At 54.2% G+C, this 21,354-nt stretch carries 18 protein-coding genes, 6 tRNA genes and 1 other RNA gene; 12 read left to right on the top strand and 13 right to left on the bottom strand.

Annotation, left to right across the window (positions count from 1 at the left end):
- Positions 1–32 precede the first annotated feature (32 nt).
- Both ligA and OOJ60_RS09790 read left to right on the top strand, forming a co-directional pair.
- Positions 33–2,048 (top strand): NAD-dependent DNA ligase LigA, encoded by a 2,016-nt coding sequence (gene ligA, locus OOJ60_RS09795; protein ID WP_181822793.1) that lies wholly within the window; start codon positions 33–35, stop codon positions 2,046–2,048.
- Between the two features lies 1 nt (position 2,049).
- Entirely contained in the window at positions 2,050–2,268 is a 219-nt protein-coding gene (locus OOJ60_RS09790) for a DUF3820 family protein (RefSeq protein WP_060570586.1), read from the top strand.
- Here OOJ60_RS09790 and OOJ60_RS09785 read toward each other — a convergent pair.
- A complete protein-coding gene (locus OOJ60_RS09785; RefSeq protein WP_042290823.1) occupies positions 2,265–3,263 on the bottom strand; it encodes a bile acid:sodium symporter family protein in 999 nt (332 codons plus the stop codon). The genes OOJ60_RS09790 and OOJ60_RS09785 overlap by 4 nt on opposite strands.
- A 385-nt stretch (positions 3,264–3,648) precedes the next feature.
- Positions 3,649–4,422, bottom strand: a complete 774-nt coding sequence (locus OOJ60_RS09780; RefSeq protein ID WP_407057101.1) for a nucleoside-specific channel-forming Tsx family protein — start codon at positions 4,420–4,422, stop codon at positions 3,649–3,651.
- Positions 4,423–4,693: 271 nt separating this feature from the next.
- Here OOJ60_RS09780 and xapA point away from each other — a divergent pair, with 271 nt between their 5' ends.
- The 3 genes from xapA (at position 4,694) to OOJ60_RS09765 (ending at position 7,825) form a co-directional block, all read left to right on the top strand.
- A complete protein-coding gene (xapA, locus tag OOJ60_RS09775; RefSeq protein WP_205612483.1) occupies positions 4,694–5,527 on the top strand; it encodes a xanthosine phosphorylase in 834 nt (277 codons plus the stop codon).
- Positions 5,528–5,587: 60 nt separating this feature from the next.
- Complete coding sequence (locus OOJ60_RS09770; protein ID WP_205612482.1) at positions 5,588–6,844, top strand: nucleoside permease; 1,257 nt, start codon at positions 5,588–5,590, stop codon at positions 6,842–6,844.
- 96 nt (positions 6,845–6,940) lie between these two features.
- A complete protein-coding gene (locus tag OOJ60_RS09765; RefSeq protein ID WP_205612481.1) occupies positions 6,941–7,825 on the top strand; it encodes a LysR family transcriptional regulator in 885 nt (294 codons plus the stop codon).
- A 117-nt stretch (positions 7,826–7,942) separates the two neighbouring features.
- Here the strand turns inward: OOJ60_RS09765 and OOJ60_RS09760 are convergent.
- The 5 genes from OOJ60_RS09760 to OOJ60_RS09740 form a co-directional block, all read right to left on the bottom strand.
- A non-coding RNA gene (locus tag OOJ60_RS09760) (RtT sRNA) lies at positions 7,943–8,066 on the bottom strand.
- Between the two features lie 33 nt (positions 8,067–8,099).
- Positions 8,100–8,175: transfer RNA gene (locus tag OOJ60_RS09755), tRNA-Lys, on the bottom strand.
- Positions 8,176–8,179: 4 nt separating this feature from the next.
- Positions 8,180–8,255, bottom strand: a tRNA-Val gene (locus tag OOJ60_RS09750).
- A 41-nt stretch (positions 8,256–8,296) separates the two neighbouring features.
- A tRNA-Val gene (locus OOJ60_RS09745) sits at positions 8,297–8,372 on the bottom strand.
- Positions 8,373–8,417: 45 nt separating this feature from the next.
- A tRNA-Val gene (locus tag OOJ60_RS09740) sits at positions 8,418–8,493 on the bottom strand.
- A gap of 257 nt (positions 8,494–8,750) precedes the next feature.
- On the opposite strand from OOJ60_RS09740, the gene gltX reads away from it, so the two are divergent.
- Positions 8,751–10,166 (top strand): glutamate--tRNA ligase, encoded by a 1,416-nt coding sequence (gene gltX / locus OOJ60_RS09735; protein ID WP_205612480.1) that lies wholly within the window; start codon positions 8,751–8,753, stop codon positions 10,164–10,166.
- A gap of 66 nt (positions 10,167–10,232) precedes the next feature.
- Here gltX and OOJ60_RS09730 read toward each other — a convergent pair whose 3' ends face one another.
- Positions 10,233–10,631, bottom strand: a complete 399-nt coding sequence (locus OOJ60_RS09730) for a MerR family transcriptional regulator (RefSeq protein WP_060570074.1) — start codon at positions 10,629–10,631, stop codon at positions 10,233–10,235.
- A gap of 2 nt (positions 10,632–10,633) precedes the next feature.
- The gene (locus OOJ60_RS09725; protein ID WP_060570075.1) at positions 10,634–10,996 is read right to left on the bottom strand and encodes a YfeC-like transcriptional regulator; all 363 of its coding nucleotides are present in this window, start codon (positions 10,994–10,996) and stop codon (positions 10,634–10,636) included.
- Positions 10,997–11,217: 221 nt separating this feature from the next.
- Between OOJ60_RS09725 and OOJ60_RS09720 the strand changes: the two genes are divergently transcribed.
- The 3 genes from OOJ60_RS09720 (at position 11,218) to OOJ60_RS09710 (ending at position 13,804) form a co-directional block, all read left to right on the top strand.
- Positions 11,218–11,293, top strand: a tRNA-Ala gene (locus OOJ60_RS09720).
- A 39-nt stretch (positions 11,294–11,332) separates the two neighbouring features.
- Positions 11,333–11,408 (top strand) — tRNA-Ala (locus OOJ60_RS09715).
- Positions 11,409–11,605: 197 nt separating this feature from the next.
- Positions 11,606–13,804 (top strand): bifunctional diguanylate cyclase/phosphodiesterase, encoded by a 2,199-nt coding sequence (locus tag OOJ60_RS09710; RefSeq protein WP_199956622.1) that lies wholly within the window; start codon positions 11,606–11,608, stop codon positions 13,802–13,804.
- Between the two features lie 45 nt (positions 13,805–13,849).
- Here the strand turns inward: OOJ60_RS09710 and nupC are convergent, their stop codons facing one another.
- Positions 13,850–15,052 carry a nucleoside permease NupC gene (gene nupC, locus OOJ60_RS09705; protein ID WP_042290810.1) on the bottom strand — a complete coding sequence of 401 codons (1,203 nt, stop codon included), beginning with the start codon at positions 15,050–15,052 and terminating at the stop codon, positions 13,850–13,852.
- 198 nt (positions 15,053–15,250) lie between these two features.
- Here nupC and OOJ60_RS24840 point away from each other — a divergent pair, with 198 nt between their 5' ends.
- Together OOJ60_RS24840 and OOJ60_RS09700 are read left to right on the top strand one after the other, a co-directional pair.
- Positions 15,251–15,415 (top strand): hypothetical protein, encoded by a 165-nt coding sequence (locus tag OOJ60_RS24840; RefSeq protein ID WP_442781074.1) that lies wholly within the window; start codon positions 15,251–15,253, stop codon positions 15,413–15,415.
- A complete protein-coding gene (locus OOJ60_RS09700) occupies positions 15,396–16,634 on the top strand; it encodes an Nramp family divalent metal transporter (protein WP_060570077.1) in 1,239 nt (412 codons plus the stop codon). The genes OOJ60_RS24840 and OOJ60_RS09700 overlap by 20 nt, the downstream gene beginning before the upstream one ends.
- 46 nt (positions 16,635–16,680) lie before the next feature.
- Here OOJ60_RS09700 and ypeC read toward each other — a convergent pair whose 3' ends face one another.
- On the bottom strand, positions 16,681–17,013 hold the full coding sequence (gene ypeC / locus OOJ60_RS09695) for a DUF2502 domain-containing protein YpeC (RefSeq protein WP_042290806.1): 333 nt from the start codon (positions 17,011–17,013) through the stop codon (positions 16,681–16,683).
- Positions 17,014–17,140: 127 nt separating this feature from the next.
- The gene (gene mgrA, locus OOJ60_RS09690; RefSeq protein ID WP_200034709.1) at positions 17,141–18,139 is read right to left on the bottom strand and encodes an L-glyceraldehyde 3-phosphate reductase; all 999 of its coding nucleotides are present in this window, start codon (positions 18,137–18,139) and stop codon (positions 17,141–17,143) included.
- 182 nt (positions 18,140–18,321) lie between these two features.
- Between mgrA and OOJ60_RS09685 the strand changes: the two genes are divergently transcribed.
- A complete protein-coding gene (locus OOJ60_RS09685) occupies positions 18,322–19,977 on the top strand; it encodes an alpha-keto acid decarboxylase family protein (RefSeq protein ID WP_205612479.1) in 1,656 nt (551 codons plus the stop codon).
- On the opposite strand, the gene OOJ60_RS09680 is transcribed toward OOJ60_RS09685, so the two are convergent.
- Complete coding sequence (locus OOJ60_RS09680; protein ID WP_200034707.1) at positions 19,978–21,213, bottom strand: ion channel protein; 1,236 nt, start codon at positions 21,211–21,213, stop codon at positions 19,978–19,980.
- Positions 21,214–21,354: the final 141 nt, after the last annotated feature.

Here is a 21,354-nt window from a genome sequence, read left to right as displayed (position 1 = left end):
TGTCGGGGGTTTTTTATCATTGATGGTGCGATATGGAATCAATCGAACAACAACTGACAGAACTGCGAACCACGCTTCGCCATCATGAGTATCTTTACCATGTGATGGATGCGCCGGAAGTGCCCGACGCGGAGTACGATCGTCTGATGCGCGAGCTGCGCGAGCTGGAAGCCCGGCACCCGGAATTGATCACCCCGGACTCGCCTACTCAGCGGGTTGGGGCGGCGCCGTTGGCCTCGTTCAGCCAGATTCGTCATGAAGTACCGATGCTGTCGCTGGACAACGTGTTTGACGAAGAGAGCTTCCTGGCGTTTAACAAACGCGTTCAGGATCGCTTAAAAAGCACCGATAAACTGACCTGGTGCTGCGAGCTAAAGCTCGATGGTCTGGCGGTCAGCATTCTGTATGAAAACGGCATATTGGTCAGGGCCGCAACCCGTGGCGACGGAACCACCGGGGAAGACATTACCACCAACGTGCGCACCATCCGCGCCATCCCGCTACGTCTGCATGGCGATAACATTCCTGAGCGTCTGGAAGTGCGCGGAGAAGTCTTTCTGCCCCAGGCCGGTTTTGAAAAAATCAACGAAGAGGCGCGTCGTACCGGGAGTAAAGTCTTCGCTAACCCGCGTAATGCGGCCGCGGGTTCGCTACGCCAGCTTGACCCACGTATTACAGCGAAGCGACCGCTGACTTTCTTCTGTTACGGCGTTGGTATCCTGGAAGGGGGCGAATTGCCCGATACCCACCTGGGCCGACTGATGCAGTTTAAGGCGTGGGGATTGCCGGTGAGTAATCGCGTTACGCTGTGCGACTCTCCGGAAGCGGTTCTGGCGTTCTACCGTCAGGTGGAAGAAGATCGCCCAACGCTGGGCTTCGATATTGACGGCGTGGTGATCAAAGTGAACTCACTGGCGCTGCAGGAACAGCTTGGCTACGTTGCCCGCGCGCCGCGCTGGGCAGTGGCGTTTAAATTCCCGGCCCAGGAACAGATGACCTTTGTCCGCGACGTGGAATTTCAGGTGGGGCGTACGGGCGCCATCACGCCTGTCGCGCGGCTGGAGCCCGTACAGGTGGCTGGCGTGTTGGTCAGTAACGCCACGCTGCACAATGCCGATGAAATCGCCCGTCTTGGGCTGCGGATTGGCGACAAAGTGGTTATTCGCCGGGCGGGCGACGTGATCCCGCAGGTCGTCAATGTGGTGCTCTCCGACCGTCCGGATGATACGCGTCCGGTTGAATTTCCGGCCCAGTGCCCGGTTTGCGGTTCTGACGTCGAGCGCGTGGAAGGCGAAGCCGTTGCCCGCTGTACCGGCGGCTTAATCTGCGGCGCGCAGCGGAAAGAGTCGCTGAAACATTTCGTTTCCCGTCGGGCGATGGACGTTGACGGAATGGGCGACAAAATTATCGACCAGTTGGTTGAGAAAGAGTATGTGCATACGCCTGCGGATCTGTTCCGGCTGACGGCAGGAAAACTGACCGGGCTGGACCGCATGGGGCCGAAGTCGGCGCAAAACGTGGTGGACGCGCTGGAAAAGGCGAAGGAGACAACGTTCGCGCGTTTTCTCTATGCGCTGGGTATTCGCGAAGTCGGTGAAGCGACCGCCGCGGGATTAGCCGCGTACTTCGGTACGCTTGACGCTTTAGAAGCGGCGTCGATAGATGAGTTGCAGAAAGTGCCTGACGTGGGAATTGTGGTGGCGACCCATGTGTTTAATTTCTTTGCGGAAGAAAGCAACCGCGAGGTTATTGGCCAACTACTGGCGGAAGGCGTGCGCTGGCCCGCGCCGGTTGCAATCAATCCCGCAGAAATCGACAGCCCCTTCGCCGGTAAAACGGTGGTTCTGACCGGCAGCCTGAGCCAGATGTCCCGTGATGACGCCAAAGCGCGTCTGGTGGCTCTTGGGGCGAAAGTGGCGGGCAGTGTGTCGAAAAAAACCGATCTGGTGATTGCCGGTGAAGCGGCAGGATCGAAGCTGGCGAAAGCCCAGGAGCTGGGCATCGACGTCATTGACGAAGCGGAAATGCTCCGCCTGCTGGGTGCCTGAAATGGAAAAAGAGCAGCTCATTGAGATCGCCAACACGGTGATGCCGTTCGGGAAATATAAAGGGCGTCGGCTGATTGATGTGCCGGAGGAGTATTTACTGTGGTTTGCCCGCAAGGATGAATTTCCGCCGGGTAAACTGGGCGAACTGATGCAAATTGCGCTGCTCATTAAAACCGAGGGGCTGACGCAGTTGGTTCAGCCCCTGAAACGCCCGCTTTAAACTTTCGCGGCGCGGCTCTCCTGCTGCGCCTGCATTTTTTCGGTCTGCTGCTTGTAGCGGCGTGCCATTACCGCACAGACCATCAGCTGAATCTGGTGGAAGATCATCAGCGGTAATACCATCATGCCGATCACCGACGTTGGAAACAGAATGTTGGCCATGGGGATACCGTTGGCGAGGCTCTTTTTTGAGCCGCAGAATACGATGGTGATTTCATCCGCTTTATTGAAGCCGCATTTGCGGGCGACAAAAACGTTTACCGCAATCACGATAGTTAATAGCACAATACTGACAACGACGATAAACAGCAGCGACCCCCAGCCTACCTTGTGCCAGATACCGTTAACCACCGCTTCGCTGAAGGCAGAGTAAACGACCAGCAGGATGGATGTCTGGTCGGTTTTCGCAATCCATTTCTTATTTTTCGCCACCCATTTACCGATCCATGGTCGGGAAAGATGACCAAGGACAAAGGGCAGCAGCAGTTGCAGCATGATTTTACCGACCTGCTCCAGACTGCCTTCCGCGCCGTGCATGTTCATCACCAGACCGACCAGCAGTGGCGAAAGGAAAATCCCCAACAGGCTTGACGCCGATGCGGAGCAGACCGCCGCCGCCACGTTGCCGCCGGCCAGCGAAGTAAAGGCGATAGCCGACTGGACGGTGGCAGGCAGAATGCAGAGATACAGGAAACCGGTGTAGAGCATCGGATCGACGTTGACGGGCGCCCACCAGGCAAACAGTACGCCGAGCACAGGGAACAGGATAAAGGTGCTGCACATTACCCACAGGTGTAAGCGCCAGTGGCTTCCGCCCGCAATAATGGCTTCGCGCGAGAGCTTCGCGCCATGCATAAAGAACAACAGCGCAATGGCGGCGGTCGTCACGCCTTCGACGACAGGGACAAAAGCCCCTTCTGCGGGAAAAAACGACGCCAGCAAAACAACGGCGATCAGTGTCAGCGTAAACGGATCAAGAATACGAAAAAGCGTCATAACGACTCCAGGGATTCAGTACTGACATTATGTGTATCGACTACAGAAATAACAAAGGCGTACTGCGTCTGCATCTTAATGGAATCGATAGAGTATACACCGCATGTCGCTGATGCCCAGGAAAGAAGCGCTAGCGAGTAAGGGCATAGTATTTTTCCCGGCCGGGTGAAAGGTGCGTTGTGCCTGTGTGGGCGTTCAATCAGATATATACGTTTGTCTGCTGGTTGCCAGCGGCGGCTTTTGCCCCGCCGCCGCAGTTTTGCAAGGAAGGGATGGATACATTACGGGTCATCGTAGCGCGCACCTGTTCCGAAATGACGGACCATCAAGATATCGACACAGGAGCGCAAAACTTCAGCAATGCCAGCCTTTGGCAGCCCTGCAGTCAGAAGTTAAATTTCGCCGAGTAGATAACCCCATCCTGAAGGAACGACTCTCCCAGCTTATTATCAGCGTAGCGGTACTGAATGCCTGCCGTCAGGTGCGGGGTTACGTTCCACCATACCGCCACGGCGCCATTCATGCCATCTTTGCCTCCGTTTCCGGCGGCATAGGCGGGGTCGCGATCAAACTCGTATTCGTTCCAGTTGGTGAGGGTGAATTTCTCGCTTCCGAGAGTAAAACTGTATCCGGCAACCCATCCCATTACGTAACCATTGTCACCGCTATAATATGTCTGGTCGGTATAGCGTTTTGCAATAAATGGCTTTAACCAATAACCCGTGCCGGTAAAGTTATATCCCAGACCATACAAAAACATGTCATCATGGAAATGAATATGATTGGGGGAACCGTAGGTCCCGTATGCATGCAAATAAAGATTTAATCCAGTATCGCCAAGATAAATACGATTGGTGTTTTTAAACGTATAGCGCTGTTCACTCCCCGGTTTTTCATTCCGTGAGCGATAAAAATTTTCCCAGTCGAAGAAAGCATATATTTCACCCCAGCTATAATTAGCGCTACCTTCAAGTTCCAGATAACCAAAGTCGTCTTTGTGGGATTTGCTGCTGGTTCGGTGTGTGGTATCAGACGTCCAGTCCAGGTAGTGAAGACCGATATCGGCAAATCCACCTGTAAACTCCGCGTGGGCAGATTGCGGTAACGTTAACGCGGCGGTAAAACTTAAGATAATAATATTTTTATTCATAGGGTATATTCCAGTATCCGGAAATAGATTGTTTTCGAATAATTGTTTTATTATTTTGCTCTTGTCAGCAACAGGTATGGTATTTAAGTGATGGGTGAGAAATCCAATACATAATTATTACTAATCGATAGCGAGGCGATCTTAATTTCCCTATGGCGATCGATATCATTTCCATATCGATCGTCATGAGAAAGTGTATTGGAAAGTTGCAATGCTCTCTCGCTATAAAAAGAGGGTGCTGAACACAATTCATTCGATATGTAGATTTTAAGGACATCCCATGACTCATTCCGACCTGTCACAGAATCCGTGGTATTGCGTTGATATCATTCGCGGTTACTCACCTGGCTTTACGCCGCGCGTGGCTTTTATTCTCGGTTCTGGTTTAGGCGCGCTTGCTGAAAAGATCGAGGACGCCGTGGCGATTTCGTACGAGAAGCTGCCGGGGTTCCCGGTAAGCACGGTTCATGGTCATGCCGGTGAACTGGTTCTCGGCTCTCTGGCAGGTGTGCCGGTTGCCTGTATGAAAGGGCGCGGGCACTTCTATGAAGGACGGGGGATGACCATTATGACGGACGCAATCCGTACCCTCAGGCTGCTGGGCTGCGAGTTATTGTTCTGTACTAACGCTGCCGGATCGCTGCGCCCGGAAGTAGGACCAGGAAGCCTGGTGGCGCTCAGCGACCATATTAATACCATGCCGGGTACGCCGATGGTGGGGCTGAATGACGAACGTTTTGGCGAGCGTTTCTTCTCGCTGGCCAATGCTTATGACGCCGATTATCGCTCGGTTCTTCAGACGGTGGCGGCGGAAGAGGGTTTTACCCTCAATGAAGGGGTATTTGTTTCTTATCCTGGACCGAACTTTGAAACAGCCGCAGAGATTCGCATGATGCAAATGATTGGCGGTGATGTGGTGGGGATGTCGGTGATACCTGAGGTGATTACCGCCCGCCATTGTGGACTGAAGGTGGTTGCCGTTTCTGCAATAACTAACCTGGCGGAAGGGTTGGGTGATGTGACGCTCTCCCATGCGCAAACGCTCGCGGCAGCAGAACTTTCCCGGCAAAATTTTATCAACCTCATTTGCGGTTTCCTGCGCAAACTGGCCTGAAGCACATAACAATAAGACCCCGGCTTACGGGGTCGTACTCTACGGCAAGGAAGGAAAAGAATGCGTATTGCGACACGCTTAAAAATCATGTCTTTTTTGCAATATTTTATCTGGGGAAGCTGGTTGGTGACTCTGGGCTCTTACATGATTAACACCTTACATTTTACCGGAGCCAACGTGGGCATGATCTACAGCTCAAAAGGGCTGGCGGCGATTATTATGCCGGGGATTATGGGGATCATCGCGGACAAATGGCTACGCGCAGAACGTGCGTACATGCTGTGTCATCTGGTTTGCGCTGGCGTGTTGCTGTACGCAACGACCGTCACTGATTCGGACACCATGTTCTGGGTAATGCTGGTCAATGCGATGGCCTACATGCCGACAATTGCGCTCTCTAACAGCATTTCTTATTCCTGCCTGGCGCAGGCGGGGCAGGATCCGGCGACGGCATTCCCGCCTGTTCGCGTTTTCGGCACGATTGGTTTTATCGTCGCGATGTGGGCCGTCAGTCTGATGGGGCTGGAACTTAGCAGCGCGCAGTTGTATATCGCTTCTGGCGCATCGCTGCTGCTAACGATGTATGCTTTTACGCTGCCGAAGATCCCGATTGCGGAGAAGAAAGCGACCGCATCTTTAGTCAGTAAGCTGGGGCTGGATGCTTTTGTGCTATTCAAAAAACCGCGTATGGCGATCTTCTTTCTCTTCGCGATGATGCTGGGTGCAGTGCTGCAAATTACCAACGTATTCGGTAACCCGTTCCTGCATGACTTTGCCCGCAACCCGGAATTTGCCGACAGTTTTGTGGTGAAATATCCCTCAATATTGCTTTCGGTTTCCCAGATGGCGGAAGTGGGCTTTATTCTGACGATCCCGTTCTTCCTGAAGCGATTTGGTATTAAAACGGTCATGCTGATGAGCATGCTGGCATGGACGCTGCGCTTTGGCTTCTTTGCTTTTGGCGACCCAACGCCGTTTGGCTTTGTCATGCTGCTGATGTCGATGATTGTCTACGGCTGCGCCTTCGACTTCTTTAACATATCAGGTTCTGTTTTTGTGGAGCAGGAAGTGGACGCGCGAATTCGCGCCAGCGCCCAGGGGCTGTTTATGACCATGGTCAATGGCGTCGGCGCCTGGGTTGGCTCGATACTGAGCGGCCTGGCGGTAGATTATTTTTCGGTTGACGGCGTGAAGGACTGGCAAACTATCTGGTTAGTCTTTGCGGCGTACGCTCTGGTGCTGGCGGTGATCTTCGCGCTGTTCTTTAAGTATAAGCATGAGCCAGAAAAGTTAATGACCAGGTCGCTGGCACATTAATCGCTCTCGCGGCGGGTCATCTACCCGCCGTTTTATCTTATGAGCGGCAATGTGGTAACGTTGCGACGTCTCCCTCTAAACTGGAATGCACTTATCATGGAACGCGCGCATCGCATCGATCTCAAGCTACTGCGGTATTTTCTTGCGGTTGCGGAAGAACTGCATTTTGGCCGGGCGGCAGCGCGTCTGAACATGTCGCAGCCTCCGTTGAGTATTCATATCAAAGAGCTCGAGCAGCAGCTGGGGACGTTGCTGTTTGTGCGTCATTCGCGCAGCGTGGCGCTAACGCATGCGGGTAAAATCCTGATGGAGGAGTCCCGGCGGCTGCTGGCGAGTGCCAATCAGGCAATGGCGCGAGTTGAACAGATCGGGCGGGGTGAGGCGGGGCGAATCGAACTTGGCGTGGTCGGGACCGCAATGTGGGGGAGGATGCGTCCGGCGATGCGCAGTTTTCTAAAAGAAAACCCCAACGTAGAAGTACTCTTTCGCGAAAAATCACCGGGTATGCAAATGGCGCTGTTAGAACGTCGGGAACTGGACGCCGGGATCTGGCGAATGGCGATCGAGCCTCCCTCCGGATTTACCAGCCTGCGTCTGCATGAGTCTTCATTTCTGGTCGCCGTCCCTGAGGATCATACGTTGGCCGCTCGTGAGTCAATCCCCCTCGCCGCGTTGCGGAATGAATACTTCGTCACCCTTCCGTCGGTACATTCCGATTGGGCATTTCTCCAGCGCGTATGCCAGCAGGCGGGTTTCTCCCCGATGATCATCCGTGAAGTGGTGGAGCCGCAGACGGTGTTGGCGATGATAAGCATGGGGATGGGGATCACGCTGATGGCGGATGGATACGCGCAGATGAACTGGCCAGGGGTGGCGTTTCGACCTCTGGAAGAGCGGATACCGGCGGACCTGTATGTGGTTTATGAGAAGCAGCAAACAACGCCCGCACTGGAGCGGATGATTGAGTCGTTAACGGCGTAGCGGCATTTTACCGGATGATGGCATGCTCTTATCCAGCCTACAAAACGGCGCCGTGGCCTTTCCAGTTATTAAATTCTGCATATAGCAAAAAGGCGCCTTTAGGGCGCCTTTTTACATTGGTGGGTCGTGCAGGATGACTCGGCTTCGCCTCGCCCTTCGGGCCGTCGCCGCAAGCGGCTCCGTTGTCTCACTACGTTCGACCCGAACCTGCGGCAGGTTCGAATCATTAATTTTGCATATAGCAAAAAGGCGCCTTTAGGGCGCCTTTTTACATTGGTGGGTCGTGCAGGATTCGAACCTGCGACCAATTGATTAAAAGTCAACTGCTCTACCAACTGAGCTAACGACCCGAAGTGGTGGGTGATGACGGGATCGAACCGCCGACCCCCTCCTTGTAAGGGAGGTGCTCTCCCAGCTGAGCTAATCACCCACTTCGGTACTTCACAATAAGAAATTTAGCTGGCGAGAAAGTGGTGGGTGATGACGGGATCGAACCGCCGACCCCCTCCTTGTAAGGGAGGTGCTCTCCCAGCTGAGCTAATCACCCACTTCTCAATTTCTTATCTACACGGCGGAGACTACATAAAGTAGTTGGTGGGTGATGACGGGATCGAACCGCCGACCCCCTCCTTGTAAGGGAGGTGCTCTCCCAGCTGAGCTAATCACCCCCGCTGTGTGGAGTCGCATTATAGGGAGAGTTGAAAATGAGTCAACGCATTTTCTAAAGAAATTGTTCGTTCGTCGTAAATTTAAGCAAAACGATCGCAAATCGATCCATCAGGTATGATTTCTATACGAAAATCGCAAAGCCCACGGTTCGGGCCGTAACAACATTGAGGAATCAGGTGGGAGTGATAGAATACCGAACGTCAATTTTTCCCGGATTTGCCGGCTGTCGGCATCTTTATCAACGTAAGGCCATTTCATGAAAATCAAAACTCGCTTCGCGCCAAGCCCGACAGGCTATCTGCACGTCGGTGGTGCGCGTACTGCTCTCTATTCCTGGCTTTTTGCACGTCACCACGGCGGTGAGTTTGTGCTGCGTATTGAAGACACCGATCTCGAACGTTCTACCCCGGAAGCTATCGAAGCCATTATGGATGGCATGAACTGGCTAAGCCTGGAATGGGATGAAGGCCCGTATTTCCAGACTAAACGTTTTGATCGTTATAACGCCGTGATTGATGAGATGCTGGAAGCGGGCACCGCCTATAAATGCTATTGCTCGAAAGAGCGTCTGGACGCGCTGCGTGAAGAGCAGATGGCAAAAGGCGAGAAGCCGCGTTATGACGGTCGTTGCCGCCACGGTCACGAGCACCATGCTGACGATGAGCCGTGCGTCGTGCGTTTCGCAAACCCGCAGGACGGCTCTGTCATTTTCGACGATCAGATCCGTGGACCAATCGAGTTCAGCAACCTTGAACTGGACGATCTGATTATCCGTCGTACCGACGGGTCTCCGACTTATAACTTCTGTGTCGTTGTGGACGACTGGGATATGGAAATCACGCATGTTATTCGTGGTGAAGACCATATCAATAACACGCCGCGCCAGATCAACATTTTGAAAGCGCTGAACGCGCCGGTGCCGGTGTATGCGCACGTTTCCATGATCAACGGCGACGACGGAAAAAAACTGTCCAAGCGTCATGGCGCGGTAAGCGTCATGCAGTATCGTGACGACGGCTACTTGCCGGAAGCATTGCTGAACTATCTGGTACGTCTCGGTTGGTCCAGTGGCGATCAGGAAATCTTCACCCGTGAAGAGATGATCAAACTGTTCTCCCTGGGGGCGGTCAGCAAATCCGCCAGCGCGTTTAATACTGAGAAATTGCAGTGGCTGAACCACCACTATATCAATACGCTGGCACCGGAATATGTGGCTACGCACCTTCAGTGGCATATCGAACAAGAAAATATCGATACCCGTAACGGCCCGCAGTTGGCTGAACTGGTGAAACTGCTGGGCGAACGCTGCAAAACGCTGAAAGAGATGGCTCAAAGCTGCCGTTATTTCTATGAGGATTTCGCTGAGTTCGACGCCGATGCCGCGAAGAAACACCTGCGTCCGGTTGCGCGTCAACCGCTGGAAGTGGTGCGTGACAAACTGGCGGCAATCAGCGACTGGACGGCTGAGAACGTGCATCATGCGATTCAGGCTACTGCCGATGAGCTGGAAGTCGGGATGGGCAAAGTGGGGATGCCGTTGCGCGTCGCCGTCACCGGCGCGGGTCAGTCTCCTGGCTTAGACGTTACGGTACACGCGATCGGTAAAACCCGTAGCATCGAGCGTATCAATAAAGCGCTGGCGTTTATTGCTGAGCGTGAAGCACAACAGTAATCCGTTATGGAACCAGGCCGGAGAGGGCGGTTATGCCTCCCGGCCTGTTATCTGCTGACGTTGCGCTTATTGCGCTTCCGATTCCTCAATGCCCAGACGGGCGAGAAAACAACGAATACCTTCGCGCGAAAGAAATAACGCCAGCTTTTCCTGTTCCGTTTCTGACATATTCTCTACGGCATCAACGATCTGCCGAAAGGCATGACTGCGTGCGCCGGGATGGTAATCGGCCAGCGGTTCTTCGGCCTGATAAAATGCGTAATGATTGCGAAACGCAGGGATGTTCAGAATGAATTCCCGCACGCGGCTGTCGATGTGTACCAGTCTTGCCCGACCGCCTTTCACGCCAGGAAATTTTTCCGTTTCCCATTTTTGCTCACGGATCCAACGATTGACGGTTTGTCTGGCGACCCCGAGGCAGTCCGCCAGCTCTTCGGTGGTCATCTTGCTGCGTAATCTTTTCATAATTATTTGCTGTCGCGGATCCCTAAGCGTTGTAACAAACCAGTAATCCCTTCCCGAAGTAGCAAGGAAGTGATTTTTTTCTGTTCCGCAGGCGTCATTTCTTTCGCCAGCTTGATCAGCAAAGCTTCAAGCGACGCATCGCCAGGGGACGACAATGCGTCCGATAACCCCTCCGCCGAACGCTCTGCGCTGCGGATATATTCACGAACCTGTTCGTTTACGTGCACCAGACGCGCTTTACCGCCCTGAACGCCCGGTTTCGGCGATGTCACCCATCCCTCTTTACGCACCCATTTATTGATGGTCTGTCGGCTGTAACCGGTCAGATTGGCGAGTTCTTCCGGCGTCATCCGCTCCTTGAACATAACAATTCCCTGAATAGTCGTGTGGTTAATTAGTGGTTCATTTTATAGCACCATTTTAGTAGAAACCGTGACGCGTTTAACTACTGAATGCGAGTTGATACGCAATGTTCTTCATTTGTTTGCTTTTTCAGCGATTAGCGTCGGGGGCTTTAATTTGCCGTTGACACGTGCGAAGGGAATTCATATGATGCCGCCCGTCAACTCGACAAGCTTTACGTGACGGGGCTATAGCTCAGCTGGGAGAGCGCTTGCATGGCATGCAAGAGGTCAGCGGTTCGATCCCGCTTAGCTCCACCAAAAATTGCACCCAACAATTTTGGTACGTAAAGAGATCGTGGGGCTATAGCTCAGCTGGGAGAGCGCTTGCATGGCATGCAAGAGGTCAGCGGTTCGATCCCGCTTAGCTCCACCACATTCTGAACCCTCGCTGCGAAGCGGGGGTTTTTTTATCTCAGCAATTCTTCCTGTTTTGTAATACAGTTTCTGATGAGACAGAGCCTGTTTGACACAAGGTTGCCTCGTTTTCTGGTCGCCATAGGTTTGCTTCGCGGTGTGAATAAACTTATCATTTATGTGATTAATCGTGCGTTTCGTGAGAGCAGTCAATCCATGCCAGTTAAGCATAACCTGATAAATAATATAAGAATATTCGCGCTTGCGATAACGCTCTCCATTGCTGCCATTCAGTTTTCACGCCTTATTTCTCCTCTTGCTATCGTTGACGCCAGCTATATTTATCTCTCCTGGTTACCGCTGTGTGTGATGCTGGCCATTCTGCTTATTTTTGGCAGACGCGGCGTGGCGCCGATTGTGCTCGGCATGTTAATCACCAACGAATGGAATTTGCACCTGCCGTTTACCCAAAGTCTGGTGCTGCTCTTTTGCCAGATGCTGTCTGTTCTGGGCGTGTGCGCGCTGGTGCGTTGGCGGCTGGGCTCGCGCTGGCGACATGGTTTACCAAACCGGAATATCTGGCGTCGGGTAATATGGCTAGGTTTTGTCGCCCCGATAGGGATGAAGCTGAGTATGTATCTGGCGGGTTATTACCTCGACTTTCCGGTCGCTGTTTCCACCTTTTTTGGCACCGCAGTGGCGATATTTACCATTGTCGACATCCTGAGCCTGATCTCTGCCGCGCTGATTTTTACGATGCTTTTCTATTATCCGATGCGGATGATAGTGAACCCCCGCTATGCGCGAATCTTCTGGCGCAGAGACATCGCCCCGGCCCTTGAGAAAAAACAGCGCGCGTTCACGCTATGCTGGCTGGCAGTCCTGGCTGCGCTGCTGGCGATCATGTGCGCTCCCTTCGACAATGATTACATCGCGGGGTATATGGTGCCGGTCTTTTTCATTGTCTTTACCATCGGCGTCGGCAAACTCAGCTACCCGCTGTTGAACCTCAGTTGGGCGGTGTCGACGCTGTGTCTGCTGACCTATAACCGAAATTTCCTGCAGGGCGTCGGCTCGGAGTATTCGCTGGCGTTTATTCTTTCCGCGCTGATCTCGTTCAGTATCTGTTTGCTGTATATGACGCGCATTTATCAGCGCAGCAGTTGGCTCAATCGCCGCTGGCACCAGCAGGCGCTGACCGACCCGCTAACCCGCCTGCCGAATTTGCGCGCGCTGGAGCAATTTCTGCAAAACGAGGCGGGGCAGAGCGTGTGCTGCCTGCGGCTGGATAACCTGGAATTTTTGAGCCGGCACTATGGCATGCTGATGCGCGTACACTGTAAACGGACGGTATACCGCACCCTCGAACCTCTGCTGCTGGATAACGAAAAGATCTTCCAGTTGCCTGGCAGCGAGTTATTACTGGTGCTGAACGGCCCCGAAATGGATGCGCGTTTGCAGCATATGCTCGACCTGCTCAACAGCCGCAAAATTATCTGGAACAATACCGGGCTGGATATGGGGTACGGCGCTTCCTGGGGTGGCTGGGACGGAAAGGCGGAGACCTTACAGCCTTTGCTTGGGCAACTAAGCTGGCTGGCTGAGCAGTCCTGTGCGCATCACCGGGTGATGGCGCTCACCAACAGCCTTGAAGTCGCTACTGGACAGACGACCGAACGCGTACTGTTGCTCAATAAAATTCGTAAAGCGCTGGATGACGGCGATCTGCTGCTTTACGCGCAGCCGATCCGCGACTGTGAAGGCAAAGGCTATGATGAAATTCTGGCGCGGCTGAAAAGCGATGACGGGGTTATGACGCCGGATCAGTTTATTCCGCTGATCGCTCAGTTTAACCTCAGCGCACGCTTTGATCTGCTGGTGGTTGAAGCCTTGCTGACGTGGCTTTCAGCGCATCCTTCCAGTGAACCAGGGCCACGCTTCTCGGTTAATTTAATGCCGCTAACGCTGCTGCAAAAAGAGACCGCCCCGCGGATTATTCGCCTGTTTAATCGCTACGGCATCGCGCCGCAAACCGTGATTATCGAGATTACCGAAGAACAAGCGTTCTCTAACTCGGAGGTCAGTATGCAAAATATTGAACAATTGCATAAGTTTGGCTTCAGAATCGCTATCGATGATTTCGGTACCGGATACGCCAACTATGAGCGCCTGAAGCGCCTGCAGGCTGACATCATTAAAATTGATGGCGTGTTTGTGAAGGACATCCTGAACGATTCGCTGGATGCCATGATTGTGAAGTCGATAACCGATCTGGCGAAAGCAAAATCCTTGAGCGTGGTCGCCGAATACGTTGAAACGTCAGCGCAGCGGGATCTGCTGTTAAGTATGGGCGTGAACTATTTGCAGGGCTATTTGATTGGGCGGCCTCTGCCGCTTGACGCGTCGCAGACGTAAAAAAGCCGGAGAAAGCGTCTCCGGCTTTTACATTACGCTGTTGCCTTACAGAACCAGCGCGGCGATAGACGCAGAGAGCACGCTCACCAGCGTAGAACCGTAGACCAGTTTCAGACCAAAGCGGGAAACAACGTTACCTTGTTCCTCGTTCAGACCTTTGATGGCGCCGGCAATAATCCCGATGGATGAGAAGTTAGCGAAGGACACCAGGAACACCGACAGGATCCCTTCCGCGCGCGGAGAGAGCGTAGAGGCGATTTTCTGCAGATCCATCATTGCGACGAATTCGTTGGAAACCAGTTTGGTCGCCATAATACTGCCCACCTGCAGCGCTTCGTTGGACGGCACCCCCATCACCCACGCAACCGGGTAGAAGATATAGCCCAGGATGCCCTGGAAGGAGATGCTGTAGCCGAACCAGCCGGTCACGGTAGCGAACAGGGCGTTCAGCGCGGCGATCAGGGCGATAAAGCCGATCAGCATGGCCGCAACGATAATCGCGACTTTAAAGCCAGCCAGGATGTACTCACCCAGCATTTCGAAGAAGCTCTGGCCTTCGTGCAGGTTAGACATCTGGATATTCTCTTCGCTGGCATCAACGCGGTACGGGTTGATCAGCGACAGAACGATAAAGGTACTGAACATGTTGAGCACCAGCGCAGCCACCACATACTTCGGCTCCAGCATGGTCATGTACGCGCCAACGATAGACATGGAAACGGTCGACATCGCTGTCGCCGCCATGGTGTACATACGGTTGCGGGACATTTTGCCGAGAATATCTTTATAGGCGATAAAGTTCTCAGACTGGCCGAGGATCAGCGAACTTACCGCGTTGAAGGATTCCAGTTTACCCATGCCGTTGACTTTGGATAACAGGAAGCCGATCGCGCGGATGATCACCGGCAGAACGCGGATGTGCTGAAGAATACCAATCAAAGCGGAGATAAAGACGATTGGGCAGAGCACCTTCAGGAAGAAGAAAGCCAGACCCTGATCGTTCATGCTGCCAAAGACGAAGTTGGTACCTTCATTGGCGAATCCGAGCAGTTTTTCGAACATTTCGGAAAAGCCTTTCACGAAGCCCAGCCCGACGTTGGAGTTCAGGAAGAACCACGCCAGTAAAACTTCGATAACAAGCAACTGAATAACATAACGAATGCGAATTTTTTTACGGTCACTGCTTACCAGCAATGCGAGGATCGCAACAACGGCTAGCGCCAGGACAAAATGAAGGACGCGGTCCATATTTGCTCCAAATATGAGGCAGGTTTAATTTCCGTGCACATTCTATGTAACAGATACAAAGAAAACGAGATCTAACACACACTATAATCAGGACCTGTGACGAGATTCAAAAATAGTGATCACGCATACACTTCTGTTATGGCTAGTACCGAAGTGAATAGTTACGTCCTTGTGCTAATCTTATAACGATTGTTAAACATGCCGCGGGCATTTTCCGTATCCGCAGACCTTATCGTTCCAGCCTATCTGAGAAATCATTATCACCTGTCGCCGTTGCATTTGATAACCATTCTCATTAGGCGTAGCATTATACATAGCAAAGGCTATATTTCCGGGGCACAAGATGACAGACGATCGCGTTGAGCGTAGCAGTGGAAGGGCAGCGCGCAAGTTAAGGCTCGCATTAATGGGACCTGCGTTCATCGCAGCTATCGGATATATCGATCCGGGCAACTTTGCCACTAACATTCAGGCGGGCGCCAGCTTTGGCTATACGTTGCTGTGGGTAGTGGTTTGGGCAAACCTGATGGCAATGCTGATTCAGGTGTTGTCAGCGAAGCTGGGCATCGCGACCGGCAAGAATCTGGCCGAACAGATTCGCGACCATTATCCCCGTCCGGTGGTGTGGTTTTATTGGGTGCAAGCGGAAATTATTGCGATGGCGACCGATCTCGCGGAGTTCATCGGCGCGGCGATTGGCTTCAAACTGATCCTTGGCGTCTCGCTTCTGCAAGGGGCGGTGCTAACCGGTATTGCCACGTTTCTGATCCTGATGCTGCAGCGTCGGGGGCAAAAGCCGCTGGAAAAAGTGATCGGCGGCCTGCTGCTGTTTGTGGCAGTGGCGTATATTGTCGAACTGATTTTTTCCCGGCCAGGCCTTACGCAATTAAGTAAAGGGATGATCATTCCCAGCTTGCCGAACGGCGAGGCGGTTTTTCTGGCCGCCGGGGTGTTGGGCGCAACGATAATGCCGCACGTCATTTATCTACACTCGTCTCTTACCCAGCATTTACACGGTGGAACGCGCCAGCAGCGCTATGCTGCAACGAAATGGGATGTCGCGATTGCGATGACGATTGCCGGATTCGTCAACCTGGCGATGATGGCGACCGCGGCTGCGGCGTTTCACTTCAGTGGTCATACCGGGGTAGCCGACCTCGATCAGGCCTATCTGACCCTTGAACCTTTGCTCAGTCATGCGGCGGCAACAGTTTTCGGACTGAGTCTGGTCGCTGCAGGGCTGTCATCAACGGTTGTGGGAACGCTGGCCGGACAGGTGGTCATGCAGGGTTTTGTGCGTTTCCATATTCCTTTATGGGTTCGCCGTGTCATCACCATGATGCCGTCATTTATTGTCATTTTACTGGGGTTGGATCCGACGCGGATACTGGTGATGAGCCAGGTGCTGTTGAGCTTTGGTATCGCGCTGGCGCTGGTGCCGTTGCTGATCTTTACCAGTGATGGCGCGCTGATGGGTGAGCTGGTGAATACCCGCAGAGTGAAATTAATAGGCTGGATGATTGTCGTGCTGGTTGTGGTGTTGAATATCTGGCTGCTGGTGGGAACGGCGCTGGGACGGTAAAGAATAAGCCGGGTGAACCACCCGGCTTAGTGAGGTATTGAACGGCTTAATCGTGGTGTCTGTGACCGTGGCCGCGTCCACGTCCGCGATGGTCGTCACGGTCGCGCCAGCCTTCACGGTATCCGCGCTCGTAAGCTTTGCGTTTATCCCAGCCGCGGTGTTTGCCGTTATCATGTCGCCACCAGCGGTCGCCACGCCATTCATAGTGACGATGCCAGTAATCACGGTCGCGCCAGTAGCCACCGTCCCAGTATCTGCCATAGTCGTCGCGATCGCCAATGTGTAATTTTATCGATGGCAACAGGGTGATTTCTCCCGCGTTTGCGGCCAGCGGTGCAAAAGCCAGCAAGGCTGCCGCGAGAATCAGTGACCTGAACATACTTTTTTCTCCTTCACGATCGAAGCCGTAATCGGCCTGTTAACGCAATTTTACGAGGTAGTAAAGTTGCGTTTTATCGCCTTAACTCTTAAATGATGAAGGAGAGCACGAAATGCTAAAGGCGTCGTTAATCTTCGCCCTTCAGTATGCTGTCGATCGCGGCGCACTCCTGCGGGGTGAACGCCCGGTTCGCCAGCATTCCAACGGCATCTTCGATCTGCGCGGGCTTACTGGCGCCAATCAGCACCGAAGTGACGTTATCGTTACGCAGCACCCACGCGAGCGCCATTTGCGACAGCTTTTGTCCACGCTTTTCCGCCAGCGCGTTTAACTGACGCACTTTTTCCAGCTTTGCCTCTGTCAATTGTTCCGGTCTGAGGAAACGGCTTCCGCTCGCCGCGCGGGAGTCGGCTGGAATACCATTAAGGTAACGATCGGTGAGTTGTCCACCTGCGAGCGGTGAAAAGGCGATACTACCCACCCCTTTTTCCTGCAATAGCGCGAGTAATCCGTCTTCAACCCAGCGCTCAAAGAGGGAGTATTTAGGCTGATGAATCAGACACGGTGTGCCTAAATCATTGAGGATATCGATGGCTTCACGGGCGCGGTCGGCAGGGTAGTTCGATAGCCCTACGTACAGCGCTTTGCCCTGACGCACCACATGGTCCAGCGCTTTCATGGTTTCCAGCAGCGGCGTGTCGGGATCCGGACGATGGTGGTAGAAAATGTCCACGTACTCCAGCCCCATGCGTTTCAGGCTTTGATCGAGGCTGGCAATCAGGTATTTGCGGGAACCCCAGTCGCCATACGGGCCGTCCCACATGGTGTAGCCCGCTTTGGTGGAGACGATCAGCTCATCGCGCCAGGGAAGAAAATCTTCCTGCAGAATGCGGCCAAAGTTACGCTCAGCCGACCCCGGCGGAGGACCGTAGTTATTGGCAAGGTCGAAATGCGTGATGCCGAGGTCAAACGCCCGTTGTAGCAGCGCCCGACTGTTCTCCACCTGGGTGGTATCACCGAAGTTATGCCACAGTCCGAGCGATATGGCAGGCAGCTTCAGGCCGCTCTGACCGCAGCGGTGGAACGTCATATTCTGATAACGATTTTCATCAGGCTGGTAAACCATTGTGTTTCCTCGCGGTGAGTTCAGCTTTACAGTGTATACGTTTACACTGCCTCTTTTTCAAACACATTCTGCGCCGCGCCGCCTGTAAAGGCTGCTTTCCACTCCCATCGCGGATACTTTCTGGACAGGCCACACGGTTATTCAATACTCAACATGTGATGACCTTCAAAAGGAAAGCTGTCATGCAAAATCCCTATAGCGTTGCGGATTACCTGCTTGATCGACTGGCAGGCTGTGGGATTGAACATCTGTTTGGCGTACCGGGCGATTACAATTTGCAGTTCCTTGATCATGTCATTGACCACCCGGCTGTCCGCTGGGTGGGGTGTGCGAATGAACTGAATGCCGCTTACGCCGCCGACGGTTATGCCCGCGTGGCGCGGGCTGGGGCGCTGCTCACTACCTTTGGCGTTGGGGAACTGAGCGCGATTAACGGTCTGGCAGGCAGCTATGCTGAATACGTGCCCGTATTGCACATCGTCGGCGCTCCCTGTAGCGGGGCGCAGCGCCGGGGAGAACTGATGCACCACACGCTGGGGGATGGGGATTTTCAGCACTTTTACCGTATGAGTCAGGCTATCTCTGCCGCCAGCGCGGTGCTGGATGAACACAACGCCTGCTATGAAATTGATCGCGTAATGCAAATTATGCTGACCTCTCGTCGTCCTGGCTACCTGATGTTACCCGCAGACGTGGCGAAGCGCCCGGCGTTCCCGCCGACCAGAGCGCTCTCTTTGACGTTGCCAGAATCGCAGGAGAGCGTGGTCACCGCGTTCCGCTATCAGGCTCGCAAGATGCTGATGAACAGCAGTCGTGTGGCGTTGCTGGCTGACTTTCTTGCCTGGCGATTCGATTTACAGCCAATCCTGCAACGCTGGATGGCCGAGACGCCCATGCCTCACGCGACCTTGCTCATGGGCAAAGGGCTGTTTGACGAACAGCAGCCGGGTTTTGTTGGCACCTACAGCGCAGGAGCCAGCAGCGAATATGTTCGTGAGATCATCGAAGGCGCGGATACCACCATTTGCGTGGGGACGCGTTTTGTCGACACGCTTACTGCCGGATTTACCCAACAGTTTGCGGCGCAGCGCACGATAGACATTCAGCCGCAGGGCGCCCGGGTCGGCCAGACCTGGTTCAGCGGTTTATCGATGGAACAGGCCGTGACCACCCTGCGAGAGCTGTGCCTGGAGCTGTCGTTTGCGCCGCTACCCGTGAAGCCCGCGGGCGAATCAGCGAGGGTCGAAAAAGGATCGCTGACCCAGGAAAACTTCTGGCATACCGTGCAGCAGGCCCTCCAGCCAGGGGATATCCTTGTGGCGGATCAAGGAACGGCGGCCTTTGGCGCAGCCAGTCTGTCACTGCCGACCGGCGCGGCACTGCTGGTGCAACCGCTGTGGGGATCGATTGGTTATGCGCTCCCGGCGACCTTTGGCGCGCAGTTGGCGGCGCCCGGGCGGCGGGTGATACTGATAACCGGCGATGGCGCGGCACAACTGACGATTCAGGAAATAGGATCGATGTTGCGGGAAGCATTGTCGCCTGTCATTCTGCTGCTTAACAACGACGGATATACCGTTGAACGGGCGATCCACGGTGAAACACAGCGTTATAACGACATTGCGCCGTGGAACTGGACCCAGATACCCCGCGCTTTCAGCCTGAAGGAAGGCGCGGCGTGCTGGCAGGTCAGTCAGGCTATCCAACTGAAAGAGGTGCTGGCGCGCCTGTCGCAGCCACAGCGGCTGTCGTTGGTTGAAGTGATACTGCCAAAAGCCGACGTACCGGCGCTGCTGCGCGCGGTGACCCGGGCGCTGGAGTCACGCAACAGCGGATGATTATTTTTCCCGTCGGTGAGCAAGCATCATCGGCTTGCCGGCCAGCAGCAGCCATGCCGGCAGCATAACGATACACAACAGCGGCAGCAGATTGGCGTCGGGCACCACCACGGCGGCCATAAATAAACTGAGCCAGGCGTCGCGGGTAACAACCAGCACCATGCCGAGAATCGCGCAGGAGACGGTAATCGCCGCCGGTACCGCGTCGACATGCGCGTGCAGCATCAATCCTAATGCGACGCCGACAAAGACAGCCGGGAAGATTCGCCCGCCGCGAAACCCGCAGGCGGCCGCCACTACCAGCGCCGCGAGTTTGATCACCGCCAGCAGGAAAAAGTCCGTAGCGCTAAGGGTCTGACTGAACGCCATCTGTTGCATTTCATCCAGGCCTTTAAACAGCGACAGGGGACCGCCAATCACCCCCAGTACGCCGAGCATGAATCCGCCGACGCCAAGAATAAGCACCGGGTTTTTTAGCCGATGTAGCAAAAAATGCAGACGCGGCAGGCACCATACCGCCACCATCCCTGCGGCTATGGCGATCGCCGCGACCACCGCGCCGCTGAAAATATCCACCAGCCGCATTTGCGTGTAATGGGCAATGGGCAGCGAAAAATGAGGATGGAAGAACAGACTGGTGGTCAAAGACCCTGCCGCTGCGGCCATCAGCGGGGCGAAAAGACGATCCCAGAGCGGAACATCGTCAGAACTGTTCAGCGTTTGCGAAAAGATCAGCGCGGCAGCGACAGGGGTGCCAAACAACGCGCCAATCGTGCCTGCGGAAGCCAGTATCGTCCAGTCGAGTGAGTTTACCCGCGGCATTAAACGACTGCCCAACGCTACCGCCAGCGCAATATTCACGGCCATGATGGGATGTTCCGGCCCGAGGCTAACCCCGCCTGCCAGCCCCAGCACCAGCGCCACAATCAGGCCTGGCAGCGCGCCAGGCGCGACCGGGGCGCTGATCAACGGCTCGGTCGCCGGATCGGGTCCGGCGTGACCCGGGCTGTAGCGGATCACCAGTCCCACCAGTACGCCGGTCAGCGTCAGGATGAGCATTATCCAGGCTGGGGAATCCGGGACAAGTCCGAAACTGCCCGGCAGGCGCTGCCACAGGACAAGCTGCAATACTGAAGCAAATTTCATTACTACAATAAGGACTAAACTTGACGCTATCCCAAGAATTAACGCGGGAAGCGACAATAACAGCATGGTTCTGGCTCGCGGATGGAGCATGGTTTTTTCCTTAATGCCGAATCTCGCGCTCAGTTTGCCGCAGTTGCCTTTCAGCGACGCGGCAAATGGTGCTGAAACGATAAAGTTATTGTGTGACCGGGATCGATATTTTCAGGGGACTTGCCTTTCTGGCGTTGTTGT

It is taken from the genome of Citrobacter sp. R4 (assembly GCF_026719175.1).
Lineage (GTDB): Bacteria > Pseudomonadota > Gammaproteobacteria > Enterobacterales > Enterobacteriaceae > Citrobacter_A > Citrobacter_A sedlakii.
The sequence above is the reverse complement of the archived record's forward strand: the minus strand, read 5'-3'. Positions and strand labels throughout refer to the sequence as shown.